This is a genomic window from Calyptranema fuscum S582 (genome assembly GCF_055793305.1).
In genome coordinates this window covers 52,542-65,267 of the sequence record NZ_JBSLYH010000011.1, presented here as the reverse complement: position 1 = coordinate 65,267, position 12,726 = coordinate 52,542, and the positions used below count along the sequence as shown (strand labels likewise).

Genomic DNA, 12,726 nt, shown 5'->3' with positions numbered 1-12,726 from the left:
GTCTGTAGGGGCGTACGGCTGTACGCCCCTACGAGGACTATCCTGCTTCTAAGCGATCGCTACTCGCTCAGCTACCGTCGTTTGCACCTGTTTCAACAATTCCTGCAACACATCACCTTCAATCACTTCAGATTGCAGTAGTTTTTGAGAAATCGTTTCTAACAGATCGCGATTTTTGTTGAGAATATCAAGGGCGTGTTGGTGGGCTTCTTCCACAATGCTCTTGACTTCTTGGTCGATCGCTTCAGCGGTTTGAGGACTGACCAGGCGGCGGGGATTCATGTCTGCCCCCAGGAAATTACCCTGTTGTCCTTGCTGATAGGCGAGCGGACCTAACACTTTGCTCATGCCATAGGTTGTTACCATCCGTTCTGCCAGGTCGGTTGCCCGTTGCAGGTCATTGGATGCGCCCGTGGTGATGCTGTTAAAGACAATTTCTTCCGCCGATCGCCCGCCCAGCAGGGTAGCAATCTGGCCGCGCAGTTCTGATTCACTCATCAAAAAGCGATCTTCGGTCGGCAGTTGCAAGGTATACCCCAACGCTGCCATACCGCGAGGAATAATCGAGATCTTTTCAACCCGACCGCTTCCGGGCATCAATGCGCCGACTAGGGCATGACCGACTTCATGATAAGCGACGATTGTTTTTTCTTTATCATTTAACACCCGGCTCTTTTTCTCTAATCCGGCAACCAGGCGTTCGATCGCTTCCGCGAAATCTTCTTGAGCCACGGCGGTTCTGCCATTGCGTGCCGCTAATAGAGCTGCTTCATTTACCAGGTTAGCTAGATCTGCACCGGCAAAACCGGGCGTACGAGTGGCGATCGCCTTCAGATCAACATCGGGACCCAATTTCACTTCTTGGGCATGGATATTGAGAATCGCTTCCCGCCCTATTAAATCAGGGCGATCGACTAAGACCTGGCGATCGAAACGACCGGGACGGAGCAAGGCAGGGTCAAGGGTTTCAGGACGGTTGGTCGCTGCCAACACAATCACCGTTTGCTCCCCGGCACTAAACCCATCCATTTCTGTTAACAATTGGTTGAGCGTCTGTTCGCGCTCGTCATTGCCACCATAGAATCCATTGGACGCTCGCGACTTACCGATTGCATCCAATTCATCAATAAAAATGATGCACGGAGCTTGCTTTTTAGCTTGTTCGAATAAGTCACGCACTCGGGATGAACCGACCCCGACAAACATCTCAACAAATTCAGATCCAGAGATGCTGAAGAAAGGAACGCCTGCCTCACCTGCCACGGCTTTAGCCAGCAAGGTTTTACCCGTACCCGGAGGACCGACTAGCAACACACCTTTAGGGATACGTGCGCCAATTTGGGTAAACCGCTTGGGATTTTTTAAGAAATCGACGATCTCGACAAGTTCAGTCTTTGCCTCTTCGACCCCTGCCACGTCCGCAAAAGTGACTTTGCCGGAATCTCCTTCGACATAAACTTTCGCTTTACTCTTACCAATAGAAAGGACACCCTGTCCGCCGCCACCGCCACCTCGGCTGATAAAAAATTGCCAGATGGCAACAAAAATCAGCGGCGGAATCACCCAACCCAGCAGACTGCTAAACCAACTATTTTTGGGTGGAGGTGCTGCCGCGAACTCAACACCTTGAGATTCTAATAATTTGGGTAATTCTAGATCAAAAATTGGCGTGGTCGATAGAACCTGTTCAGGTTGCTCTGCTTCCGTTTTTAATTGATAGCGAATCTGATCTTGTGCCACATAGACCCGCGAGACATCCCCTTCTTGTATCTGATGGATAAACAAGCTATAGGGAACCTGGGGAATACGAGGTCCGAAAAGATTCGGCAAAAATAAGTTGGTTAGTAGAAACAAACCTGACACCACCAGCAAAATGTTGCCGATAATGCGAGAACGAGGCGGTTTTGGTTGTTCTTTAATCGCCATTGGCTATTGCTCCTTTATGAGCCTGATTCACTCAAATCGCTAATAACAGTCGGTTCAAGCTAATACGCTAGGTCGAACCCGACCGAATCAATAGAAAAGCGACAGAAATGCTTTATGTAAACTATTCTAAAGTGTTCACCCTGAACGGCAGACTGGGTGAAATCCGAACTTTCAATCGTGTGAGAGCGACAGCTATGCCGTCGCTCTCACAAAACGAATCGGGGAGGTGAATTCCTGATCCAAACCTTTCGCTCATACGAGAACGGGAGTTTTGCCTTGGGCAAAACTCCCGTTCCCGTTATACAGATTGAGTTTCATCGTCGTTTTATCGTTGTCGATTAACCGGATTGCTCGATCGATAGAACCCTTTTGTTCAGGCAGTTTCCATCCAATCAAAAATCTGATCGAGTTGCTCCAGGGTAATCAGCCCATATTGCCATAGCACCATCGGCAGAGGATTGACATTTTCATTTTGATGGCGTAGAGCAAACGCAATTGAGGCAGACGGAACCGATAGCTCTTCCTTGAGAAACTTAATTAATCGAGTCTGAGTAGTCATTTCCATTGCCCCTGAGCCACCTGATATAAAAAATAGAGTCGAATCTGTTAACTTTTGTAAACGTCTTTCAGATTTTATTTAGGCTGATTATAGCGGCAATGTAGCGATGTGGAACGTCGTAAAAACCCAACCTATGCAAATTTTTTTGACGTTTAATATTCCTATACATAGATTCTCGACGGATTAACTCGGCAATTATGAGAAAGGGGCGATCGCCATTTGGTTGACAGTCTCCAAAATATCTGTCTAAAGATCACTGACTAAAGATCACTGATCATCGAACCTGCCATGACGATTTGAGGGTGCGACGGCAGAGCTGTCGCACCCTCAGCTTGAATATTTTTTTGGGAAAGTGCGGCAGAGCCGCACTTTCCCCAAGAAAGGTGTGGGTCTTTAAACTTGTCAGGATATTAAGCAATATCGGGCGGAATAGATGCCTTCTGAGTGCCTTGCAGTTGTAACTTGATCAAATCCTGGAAACTTTGCCGCGTCACTTCAAGCGCAGTTCTAGCATCGCCAGGAACTTCAAAGAAAACCAGACTATCTACCGTCTGCATGGCAATCAACTGGAACAAAATATGGGTGACGGGTACCGGAATCGCCAGGATATCTGGATCTTTGAGCGATTGGGCGTCCGAGGAAACGTCTTTCAAACTGGGAAAGGCGTAAATCACCTGTTTATTCACACCCGCCTGGTTGAGATGGTTTAAGGTTGTCACAACCCACTGCTGTTGCAGATTTTGTAGTACATAATACTGAGGATGCTTGAGTTGCGCTGCGATACCCTTAAGAACGGGTGCGATCGCCTCAATTGCAGCAGGGGTTCTACCATCTTGAGGAGCATCGTCAATCAGGGCTTGAATTTGCTGATCTATATCCATGAGTTGACTGCGATAAGCTTTAGTGTTTTCAGTTTAGACTAGCCGTCCGTTAAAGTGAGTCTAGCTAACAGCTAATAGCTAACAGCTAATAGCTAATAGCTAACAGCCAACAGCCAACAGCTAACAGCTGAGCGTTAATTAACGTGAGTCTAGCCAATTGCTAACAGCTAACAGCTAACAGCTAACAGCTAATCGCCAACCCGTAGATTTACTGATGTGGTTTCAGTAGATTTGCGTGCCTTAATTGTAAGGACTCTGTAGGAAGTCAAAGATTATGCTTGCGATCGCTGCTGAGTGTGTTAGCTTTGTAGCGGCTATTAACCGTCAGGGGGGAGACTGTACAGGGCGTGGAAGCCATTCTTCAATTATTGTTCAACGAACTAAGGCAGGCCACTCGATCGTCTGAACGGAATTGTCGGGATATTGCTAGTCGCTTGGCGGCAGAAGTAACCCGAATCTGTTCGGAAAGTAAGCGCATTCAATCGTCTGGGGAAGTCAGTGTTTGGTCAATGACCTTAGCACGACATCGCCTGAAGCAATGCCTGAAATACTATCAGCTAGGCTCACATCGAGGGCGAGTAGAATTGCACAGCACTCTGAGTGCGGTAGTTTACCGATACATCACGCCACCTCAGGTGCAGTCGAGCTATCAAGCCCGCCTGACATTGATTGAAGACTTCTTACAAGGGTTTTATATTGAAGCAATTAATGCCTTTAGAAGAGAAAATCAATTACCTCCCACTTACAGCCCCCGCACATTGCTGGAACTTGCCGAATACATGGCATTTACCGAGCGCTATGGCAAACGGCGAATTCCATTGCCGGGTCGGCGAAGTCAGCAGTTGATTATTTTACGGGCACAAACATTTTCGCAACAACAGCCCCCTGAAACTGCCGTTGATATCGAACAGGCAGCAGAGGGTAGTGTTGGCGAATCGGATGATGTGCGCAACATGGCTCCGGTGCAGCAAGTGCGCGAACAGATGGTGGCTCAGGAGGTCGAACCAGCCGAAGATTCGCTGCGAACGTCAGTGGTTAAAGAACTGATGGCATATTTAGAAGAAAAGCAGCAGAATGACTGTGCAGACTATTTTGCCCTGCGTCTGCAAGATTTGCCTGCCAATGAAATTGAGGCGATTTTGGGATTGTCGCCCCGACAGCGAGATTATTTACAGCAACGGTTTAAATATCACTTGATCCGATTTGCCCTTTCCCATCATTGGGAACTGGTGCATCAGTGGTTAGAGGCAGATCTAGAGCGCAATTTTGGCTTGACGCCCCAGCAATGGAAACTATTGCTCCAGCGGATTAATCCTCAACAAGAAGAATTGTTGCATTTAAAGAAATCTGCGCTCCCTGATGCGGCGATCGCCCAAACATTGGGTTGCAGTGTGAATCAAGTTCAGAAACAATGGTCGAAACTACTGGAACAAGCTTGGGAAATTCGCAACAATTTAGTATCCGGAGCAGGGGCAGCAACCGATGAATAGTGATTCAGAAGCCATTAATCAGTTCCTAACGTGGCTGCTACAAGAGGCTAAACCTCCTGTTTCAGAACCATCAGGGGATCATTTTAGAATTGGAACTGAGCCGGATCATTCCGGGGCGGGAACGCCACCCTTGCATCATTTAGATCCATTGGATTCTGAGGAGTTAGACGAGCTAATCGCAGACCTCTCGGATTCAAACCATTTCTTTGTTGAGGACATCCCCTTATTTAATCCAGGAGTTATACCCACTGTGCAAGATCGTTTTCACACGTTATTAAAACGTCGGCTGCGAACTGAGATTGAGCAAAAACCACCTTTATTTCCTTGGGAAACCCAAATCAGCGACTATGAGTCTGAGGTTTCAGATTGGAACACTCGTCAATTAGTTCCTGCACACTTTTGGAACACCCAGCTACAAAGTCTCAATCTTCCTGTTCCCATGCCAGAAGTCCTCTTGGCGGAACTGTTTAGTCGTTGTCAAGAATTTGTCCAGACATCTCTTCAAGAAGGGGTCAAACTCGTTCGGGTGGTAGAAGAGTTTTTTCCAGGCAACTCTCAAGCCCTGAATCAGTTAGCAGGTCTGGTGTTAGCATCTCCTTTACGGTCTGGAAATGCCGTTCTATCCAGCACTATTTCCCATTACGAAGCGGCGACCCAACCTCAAAAAATGGCGTTGTCGTTAATTGCTACCCGCGAAATCTTTAATGCCATGACATTGAAGGTTTCTCCAACTCAGCCCAGGGTCGAGCGCCAATGGCAAACGGCTTCCGGCGTATTGACGTTGCAGGCAGAGGCAGTATCTCAATCGGGTCACTTACGGCTCCAGGGTCAACTCCCTTGTCCGGGCAGTTTGCACTTTACCAGTGAAGCCGTTCAGGCATCGACGCAACGGACGAATCCGGGGCATTTGATGATCGAGGTGTTTGATTTAGAACCCAACCAGGTCTATTCCTTAGAAGTTCAGTTGGCTGATAGTAATGAACCGTTGCTGTTTGCCGTGTGTTCTACCGACGCTGTAGACGCGTAGTCCTCTTTAAAAATGAACCTATTAATGGGTGCGACCATACGCTAAACTCTTTAGCGCCAACCATAACCTCGCAACAAACTCAGAATAAGATCCAATATCGAACGAAGGGCGCAGGTATCTACCATCTGCGGTCATTGTTGTTTTTTTTAGCATCTATAGCCAATTTCGCTAGGGTTCTCATATCCATCAGATCTCCTAGCAGATTAATCAGGGAGGGTGGGGCACACTCTCAGCCAAGGGGCTTTGTCCTCTGCCCTCCCGTCTGCTTTTTTTACTCTTCAAATTCACTCTGAAAATGCCATTTTCATGATTTGGGGTAAGGCGTTGGGGCATGTTGTGTCCCCAAGCATTGTCAGAGATAGATATGACCTAGTTGGTCTAGAAATTGGCTCAGTCTGTGCAGATGGTTTTAAGATACCCTGGACTTTGTTCAAAACGAGCAGGGGTCTCATACCAATTCTTCAAAATCTTGTCATCTTTTTTGAGAGCGACGGCGCTGCCGTAGCTCTCTCAAAAAGAACTTGGAGTCAATTCGACACCATCAACCACTCGTGGCTTCTGCACGATACAGGGGTCATGATTTTAGTCGATTTCAACCATTCATGATTTCGGTGAAATCTACGGGTCGATTCACACTAATTGGGATGAGTTTGTGGTTACGATGGGGGCTAGGGTCTGTTTTAAAGTTGTTTTTTCGTGCGCGAAGCGCACGAAAAAACACCCCTCTTAGCGAGCTTTAAAACACACCCTAAGTATAAAAGGACTGACGTTAGCCCCTTGATTAACTGCCATGGCAAATGCTTCAACGCGATCAGAGAAATTGCCCACGCTTTTGGTGCAACTGCGGCAGCGACTGGAGTCTCAGCCGTTACCTGAACCAGAAGATTCGGTATGGTTGCGGATTTTGGTTCAGGTCTTAGCCGCCATTGGCATTATCTCGATTGATTTAGCTGCCGCAGATGTGGCAGATCCGCTATGGATTAGTGTTTGGGCAGTACCAGTCAGTGCCTTAGGAGCCGTCTGGAGTTGGCATCGTCGGCGTCATCGCAATATTCCGGTTAAGTTTTGCATTGCGATCGCCATGTTGCTGGCTCTGGCTGCTTTCTTTTTACAACTTTTGAGTTCAAGCAACGACACCCGGTTGGCACTGGCTCAGTTATTAATTCAGTTGCAAGTCTTTCACAGTTTTGATTTGCCACGACGCAAAGACCTGGGTTATTCCATTGTCATTGGGCTGATCTTACTAGGGGTGTCGGCAACGTTGAGTCAAACGTTAGCCTTTGCGCCATTATTACTATTATTTCTGGCGATCGCCATTCCCACCCTGATTCTCGACTATCGCTCTCGGTTGGGGTTAGCACCACGGAGTTGGAAACAGATTGGGACGGATTTATCGCTCCGACGATTGGGGTTTGTCTTACTCATCACGCTTGCCCTGGGATTGCTGATCTTTGCGTTTTTGCCGCGTTTACCGGGCTATCAACTGCGCACGTTTCCGGTCAGTGCAGCGATTGAGTTTGAAGGGCAGTTTGATAGCAGTACGATTATTAATCCAGGATACGTACGAGAAGGCAGAGCCCCAGAGGGGTTTGGCAGTGGCGGTGAGGGCACTGTTGAGGGGGGCGACTCGGAAGAATTTAACGAAAATTCCTATTACGGCTTTAGCAGCCGGATGAACCAAAATTTGCGCGGGGAACTGCTGCCTAAAATTGTCATGCGAGTGCGATCGCAAGCCCCAGGATTTTGGCGGGTGATGGCATTTGATCGGTATACCGGACAAGGCTGGGAAGTTTCGCGCAACGAAGAGGAGCAGATTGAGAAAATCGAACGCCCAACCTGGACGTTTCGGTTTAACTTACCCTGGTCAGTCAGCCTCAGTCGGACGGAAGAGGTGGTGCAGTCTTATACGGTTGTCTCCGACTTACCCAACTTGCTCCCCGTTCTATATGAGCCGAAGGAGTTATATTTTCCTACGCGGCAAGTAGGCATCGATTTAGAAGGAGCAGTGCGATCGCCCATTCCTCTCTCGGAAGGTTTGACCTACACCGTAGTATCTGAGGTGCCCTATCGCGATCGCACCATACTACGCCAGTCGATGACGGCTTATCCCACGACCATCGATCAGTACTATCTGACTGTACCAACAGCGATCGCAGATCGAGTTCGGCAAAAAACCGAAGAAATTTTTTCTGATGCGCCCAACGTGCTGATCGACCCTTACGAAAAGGCATTGTATCTGGCGCAATATCTCAAGCAAAACTACACGATTCAACCCGATTTACCGCCCCTCGCGCCGGGTGAGGATCTGGTAGACGCGTTTTTGTTTAAGCAACAGGGTGGTTATCCAGACCATTTCTCCACAGTCTTAACGATGATGTTGCGATCGGTGGGTATTCCGGCGCGATTGGTGGTGGGCTTTGGCACAGGTGAATTTAACCCCTTCACAGGCTATTACATTGTCCGCAACACCGATGCCTATGCCATGACAGAGGTATTTTTCACAAAATATGGCTGGTTTTCCTTTAATCCGATTCCTGGCTTTGATACTTTGCCACCCGAAATTTCGGAATCGCAGACGTTTAGCGTATTACGTCAGTTTTGGAACTGGATTGCAGGCTGGTTGCCTTCGCCGATTACCGGGGCAATCAACCAGATCTTTGAGTGGATTACAGGTGTCGTGGGATGGGCGATCGCCTGGATCTCAAATCTTTTTTCTCAAGGCTGGGTCGGTTTGCTCTTAGGCTCAGGCATCATTTGCCTGCTCAGTTTTGTTGGATGGTTGCTCTGGAGTGGTTGGCAAAGCTGGCGCTACCAGTATTGGTTATCTCGACTACCGCCCACAGAAGCGCTGTATCAACAATTGCTGAAAGGCTTAGCCGCTCAGGGATTTCATAAAACTCCAGCGCAAACACCATTGGAATATGCCGAACAATTGCGCGACCAATGTTCTCCCGTACATGCAGACGTGATTACGGAAATTTCGCAAGCCTATGTTTACTGGCGTTACGGTCGGCAAGAGGCAAATTTGGCGTACCTCAATCAACAATTGAAACGTCTACAAAAACCTCCATCTAAGCGCTAAAAAAAGAGAGTGTGACGCATCCGTGACACTGAGGTACACAGCGTTGTGAGAGAGCCGCGCTCCGCGCGGCTCTCTCACGATATCCATAATCTATCCAGGTGCGATTTTCTTATTGTTTGACGCTGCCATCGGGCATGATCACCCCTTGCATATTGGTTCCGTCCAATTTGGCTCCGGTGAGGTTGGCTCCGCTCAGGTCGGCATTGGTGAGATTGGCTCCGCTTAAGTTGGCATTGCTCAGGTCGGCATTTCTCAGATATGCGCCTTCTAAGTTGGCACCACTGAGGTTAGCTCCGTTGAGTTTAGCCGAGGCAAGTCCTGTACCACTTAAGTTGGCATTGCTCAGGTCAGCCTCACTCAGGTCGGCTGAATCGAGCAGGGCACTTTCGAAGTTGGTGCCACTTAAGTTGGCGTTTGTGAGTTTGGTGCGGTTGAGGGTTGCCTGACTCAGGTCTTTCTGACTGAAGTTTACCCCCGTCAGGTCACAATCCAGGCATTTTTTGGTTTCCAACACCTGAGCGGTCGGTTCGGGCTGAGTGCAGCCGATAAACCCGACGCTTGCCATGATCAGGCTGGATAATATGAGCGATCGCTTCACCATCATGTTGTTTATATCCTTGAGTATCTGGTTAGTAGTTGGGCATTGCTTAATGGCGGGATGAATGTGAACGCGAACCCTTTGGGTTCACGTCCGCATTCATCTCCCAAATCAACAACGCCAGTAGTTGGACACGATTAAAAACTTGATTTCAATAACCCGCTTGCCGGTGTCGGATTTGCCGACTCAAGACAATGACAGGAATAATCCCCACCACCACAATTGCCAGGGCAGGTGCGGCTGCTTCTGCCAGACGTTCATCTGCTGCCAGTTGGTAGACCCGTACCGCTAAAGTATCGAAGTTGAACGGACGAATAATCAGAGTCGCGGGTAACTCTTTCATCACGTCCACAAATACCAAGAGGACTGCCGTGAGCAAGCCACTGTTCAACAGCGGCACATGAATGTGTGTCAGTACCCGACGAGGTCGATATCCCAGCGATCGCGCTGCTTCATCCAGGCTGGGTTTGATGCGGCTGAGGCTGGTTTCTACCGTGCCATAAGACAGTGCCAGAAAGCGCACCAGGTAGGCAAAAACCAGGGCAATAACAGTGCCACTCAGCAACAAGCCCGTTGAGATACCCACGGTGGCATTCATCCAGGCATCGAGAGCATTATCAAACCGTCCCATCGGCACCATCACCCCTACGGCAATCACCGATCCGGGTATGGCATAGCCCATCGCGGCTAATCGAATTGCCAGGGTCATGCCCAAGTTGGGATGCAGCCGCAGTCCATATGCCATCACCAGCGCGATCGCCACCCCCATCAGCGCGGTGATGCCTGCCAGTATCAAGCTATGATTGGCAAAATCCCAGAACTGCCGATCGACCGTGCGACTCCAATTTGCCAGGGTCATCTGTACCAGCGTCAGGGCAGGGACAAGGAAACCCAATGCAATCGGCAAACCACAGACAACAAGGGCGATCGCGGCGTGGACGTTGGACAAGTCATACTGGGAAACCGGCTGTTGACGAGCGTGAGATTGGTAGTACTTTGCCTGCCCACGAAACCAGCGTTCTACCAGCATCAACGCCAACACAAATAACATCAGCACGGCGGCTAATTGCGATGCAGCAGCGCGATCGCCCATGCCAAACCAGGTGCGATAGATCCCCGTCGTAAACGTCTCGACCCCAAAATATTGCACGGTGCCAAAGTCGCTGAGCGTTTCCATTAATGCCAGAGCAGTGCCAGCGGCGATCGCCGGTCTTGCCAGCGGCAATGCCACCTTCCAAACGCTTTGCCAGGGCGTGCAACCGAGAGATCGACTGGCTTCCAGGGTACAGGTCGATTGTTCTAAAAATGCCACCCGCGCCAGCATATAGACGTAGGGATACAGCACCAGAGTCAACAGAGCGATCGCCCCCCAGAGTGATCGGACATTGGGAAACCAATAGTCAGTCAGGCTTTGCCAGCCAAACAGCCAACGCAAGCTGCGCTGGACAGGCCCGTAAAATTCCAACAATTCCGTATAGACATACGCCAGGATATAGGCAGGTGCTGCCATCGGTAGCAGCAGTGCCCATTCTAAAACGGAACGACCTGGAAAGCGGCAGAGGGTCACCAGCCAAGCCGTGCTCACCCCTAACCCGATCACGCCCAGCCCGACCCCCAACATCAGCCCAAACGAATTAAGGATATATCGCAATAACACTGTACTGGCAAGATGCTGCCAGACAGCTTCAGCAGGGGTGAGGAGGCTCAGGGCAATAAACAGTACAGGGATGGCTAAGAGCAGGGCGATCGCCACTACTATTAACGTCCAGCTATGGTCGAGCAACCTCAATCGATTGAACCAATGGACTCGTCGAATGGCAGACAAACAGGTGTACTCCGAGAATCAAATTCCAGCTTAATGAGAATTACTGTCAAAATACCGTACCATATAATCTGAGGAAATCGATAAAATATTGTCACAATCAAAAACGGTTATGGATTCATCGGCTCTGTTGCATCTGGAGCACGTTACTCGGCACTTTTCCCAGACCCAGACTCCGGCAGTTGCGGATATTACCCTGAGTCTCAGGGCGGGGGAGATTTTGGCGCTATTGGGTCCCTCAGGTTGTGGCAAAACGACATTGTTGCGGTTGATTGCTGGGTTTGAGCGTCCCCAAGCCGGACACATTAGTCTGGCAGGGCAGGCGATCGCTGGCAAGGGGCATTGGGTGGCACCCGAAGCCCGCAATATGGGGATGGTGTTTCAAGACTATGCCTTGTTTCCCCATCTCACGGTGGTTGAGAATGTCGCCTTTGGGCTGCAATACCTGAATCATCGCCAAACATTGCCGGGAACGGTGGTGAAACAACGCGTCGCAGAGGCGATCGCTCTGGTAAATTTATCAGGGCTAGAAAACCGCTATCCCCATGAACTGTCGGGTGGGCAGCAGCAACGAGTTGCCCTGGCTCGTGCCCTGGCTCCACGTCCGGCACTGGTGCTGTTAGATGAACCGTTGAGTAACTTAGATGTGCAGGTGCGGCTCTATTTGCGGCGGGAAATCCGCGATATTCTCAAAGCCACCCACACCACGGCTATCTTTGTCACCCACGACCAGGAAGAAGCCCTATCCATTGCCGATCGCGTTGCGGTTATGCGTCGGGGCCAGATCGAACAACTCGATACACCCGAAGAGCTTTATCGGGAGCCAACCTCCCGGTTTGTGGCAGAGTTTGTCACCCAGGCTAATTTTATTCCGGCAGAGCGTCAAGGCTCGGTCTGGCTGACAGAAGTCGGGCAGTTTCCAATCAATCCCGTTCACTGTACCTGTAAGGCAGATTGGGAACGGTGCCAGACTGAGCTGGCTACAGGTGAACTGATGCTGCGTCAGGAAGAGATTCGGCTGCAATTGGACGACAATGGGAGCGTGTGGGTGCGCGATCGCCAATTTCTGGGTCGAGATTATTGCTATCGCTTACAAACTGCTTCCGGGTTGGAATTGCAAGCTCGCACGGCTTGCACCAGTGCGCTGGAGATTGGGTCGCGAGTCAGCCTTCAGATTGCCCCCCAAACCCTACGATTTTTTGTCAATTCCCATGCCAACCTCGCCCTGGCAACGGAGCGATAGAGCCTGGGTGGAGGAAATCCTGTCGATGATTGGGCAGGCGACGCCTGCCCAATCCATCATTACTTTCTGTCACGGATCACTATCTCAGAGGCAAAGAT

At 49.7% G+C, this 12,726-nt stretch carries 9 protein-coding genes; 4 read left to right on the top strand and 5 right to left on the bottom strand.

Annotated elements, in window-relative coordinates:
• Positions 1 to 48: 48 nt before the first annotated feature.
• The 3 genes from ftsH4 to ACR6Z4_RS09955 all read right to left on the bottom strand — a co-directional run bounded on the left by ftsH4 (position 49) and on the right by ACR6Z4_RS09955 (position 3,366).
• Positions 49 to 1,926 (bottom strand): ATP-dependent zinc metalloprotease FtsH4, encoded by a 1,878-nt coding sequence (gene ftsH4 / locus ACR6Z4_RS09965; RefSeq protein WP_479717107.1) that lies wholly within the window; start codon positions 1,924 to 1,926, stop codon positions 49 to 51.
• A 373-nt stretch (positions 1,927 to 2,299) separates the two neighbouring features.
• Positions 2,300 to 2,491, bottom strand: coding sequence for a DUF2949 domain-containing protein (locus tag ACR6Z4_RS09960; RefSeq protein ID WP_479717106.1), 192 nt, complete (start codon positions 2,489 to 2,491; stop codon positions 2,300 to 2,302).
• 404 nt (positions 2,492 to 2,895) lie between these two features.
• Positions 2,896 to 3,366, bottom strand: coding sequence for a hypothetical protein (locus ACR6Z4_RS09955; RefSeq protein ID WP_479717105.1), 471 nt, complete (start codon positions 3,364 to 3,366; stop codon positions 2,896 to 2,898).
• A gap of 347 nt (positions 3,367 to 3,713) precedes the next feature.
• Between ACR6Z4_RS09955 and hetZ the strand changes: the two genes are divergently transcribed.
• The 3 genes from hetZ to ACR6Z4_RS09940 all read left to right on the top strand — a co-directional run bounded on the left by hetZ (position 3,714) and on the right by ACR6Z4_RS09940 (position 8,965).
• Positions 3,714 to 4,856, top strand: a complete 1,143-nt coding sequence (gene hetZ / locus ACR6Z4_RS09950; protein WP_479717104.1) for a heterocyst differentiation protein HetZ — start codon at positions 3,714 to 3,716, stop codon at positions 4,854 to 4,856.
• Between the two features lie 250 nt (positions 4,857 to 5,106).
• Positions 5,107 to 5,883: a PatU gene (locus tag ACR6Z4_RS09945; protein ID WP_479717103.1), complete on the top strand. Its 777-nt coding sequence runs from the start codon at positions 5,107 to 5,109 to the stop codon at positions 5,881 to 5,883.
• Positions 5,884 to 6,673: 790 nt separating this feature from the next.
• Positions 6,674 to 8,965: a transglutaminase TgpA family protein gene (locus tag ACR6Z4_RS09940; protein WP_479717102.1), complete on the top strand. Its 2,292-nt coding sequence runs from the start codon at positions 6,674 to 6,676 to the stop codon at positions 8,963 to 8,965.
• Between the two features lie 109 nt (positions 8,966 to 9,074).
• Here the strand turns inward: ACR6Z4_RS09940 and ACR6Z4_RS09935 are convergent, their stop codons facing one another.
• Positions 9,075 to 9,569 (bottom strand): pentapeptide repeat-containing protein, encoded by a 495-nt coding sequence (locus tag ACR6Z4_RS09935; RefSeq protein ID WP_479717101.1) that lies wholly within the window; start codon positions 9,567 to 9,569, stop codon positions 9,075 to 9,077.
• Positions 9,570 to 9,714: 145 nt separating this feature from the next.
• Complete coding sequence (locus ACR6Z4_RS09930) at positions 9,715 to 11,388, bottom strand: ABC transporter permease (RefSeq protein WP_479717100.1); 1,674 nt, start codon at positions 11,386 to 11,388, stop codon at positions 9,715 to 9,717.
• Between the two features lie 109 nt (positions 11,389 to 11,497).
• Here ACR6Z4_RS09930 and ACR6Z4_RS09925 point away from each other — a divergent pair, with 109 nt between their 5' ends.
• Positions 11,498 to 12,628 (top strand): ABC transporter ATP-binding protein, encoded by a 1,131-nt coding sequence (locus ACR6Z4_RS09925; RefSeq protein WP_479717099.1) that lies wholly within the window; start codon positions 11,498 to 11,500, stop codon positions 12,626 to 12,628.
• Positions 12,629 to 12,726: the final 98 nt, after the last annotated feature.

Excerpts from the sequence above, each read along its gene's own strand:
- ftsH4 (WP_479717107.1), bottom strand. The coding sequence starts at position 1,926 with ATGGCGATTAAAGAACAACCAAAACCGCCTCGTTCTCGCATTATCGGC.
- ACR6Z4_RS09960 (WP_479717106.1), bottom strand. The coding sequence starts at position 2,491 with ATGGAAATGACTACTCAGACTCGATTAATTAAGTTTCTCAAGGAAGAG.
- ACR6Z4_RS09955 (WP_479717105.1), bottom strand. The coding sequence starts at position 3,366 with ATGGATATAGATCAGCAAATTCAAGCCCTGATTGACGATGCTCCTCAA.
- ACR6Z4_RS09940 (WP_479717102.1), top strand. The coding sequence starts at position 6,674 with ATGGCAAATGCTTCAACGCGATCAGAGAAATTGCCCACGCTTTTGGTG.
- ACR6Z4_RS09935 (WP_479717101.1), bottom strand. The coding sequence starts at position 9,569 with ATGATGGTGAAGCGATCGCTCATATTATCCAGCCTGATCATGGCAAGC.
- ACR6Z4_RS09925 (WP_479717099.1), top strand. The coding sequence starts at position 11,498 with ATGGATTCATCGGCTCTGTTGCATCTGGAGCACGTTACTCGGCACTTT.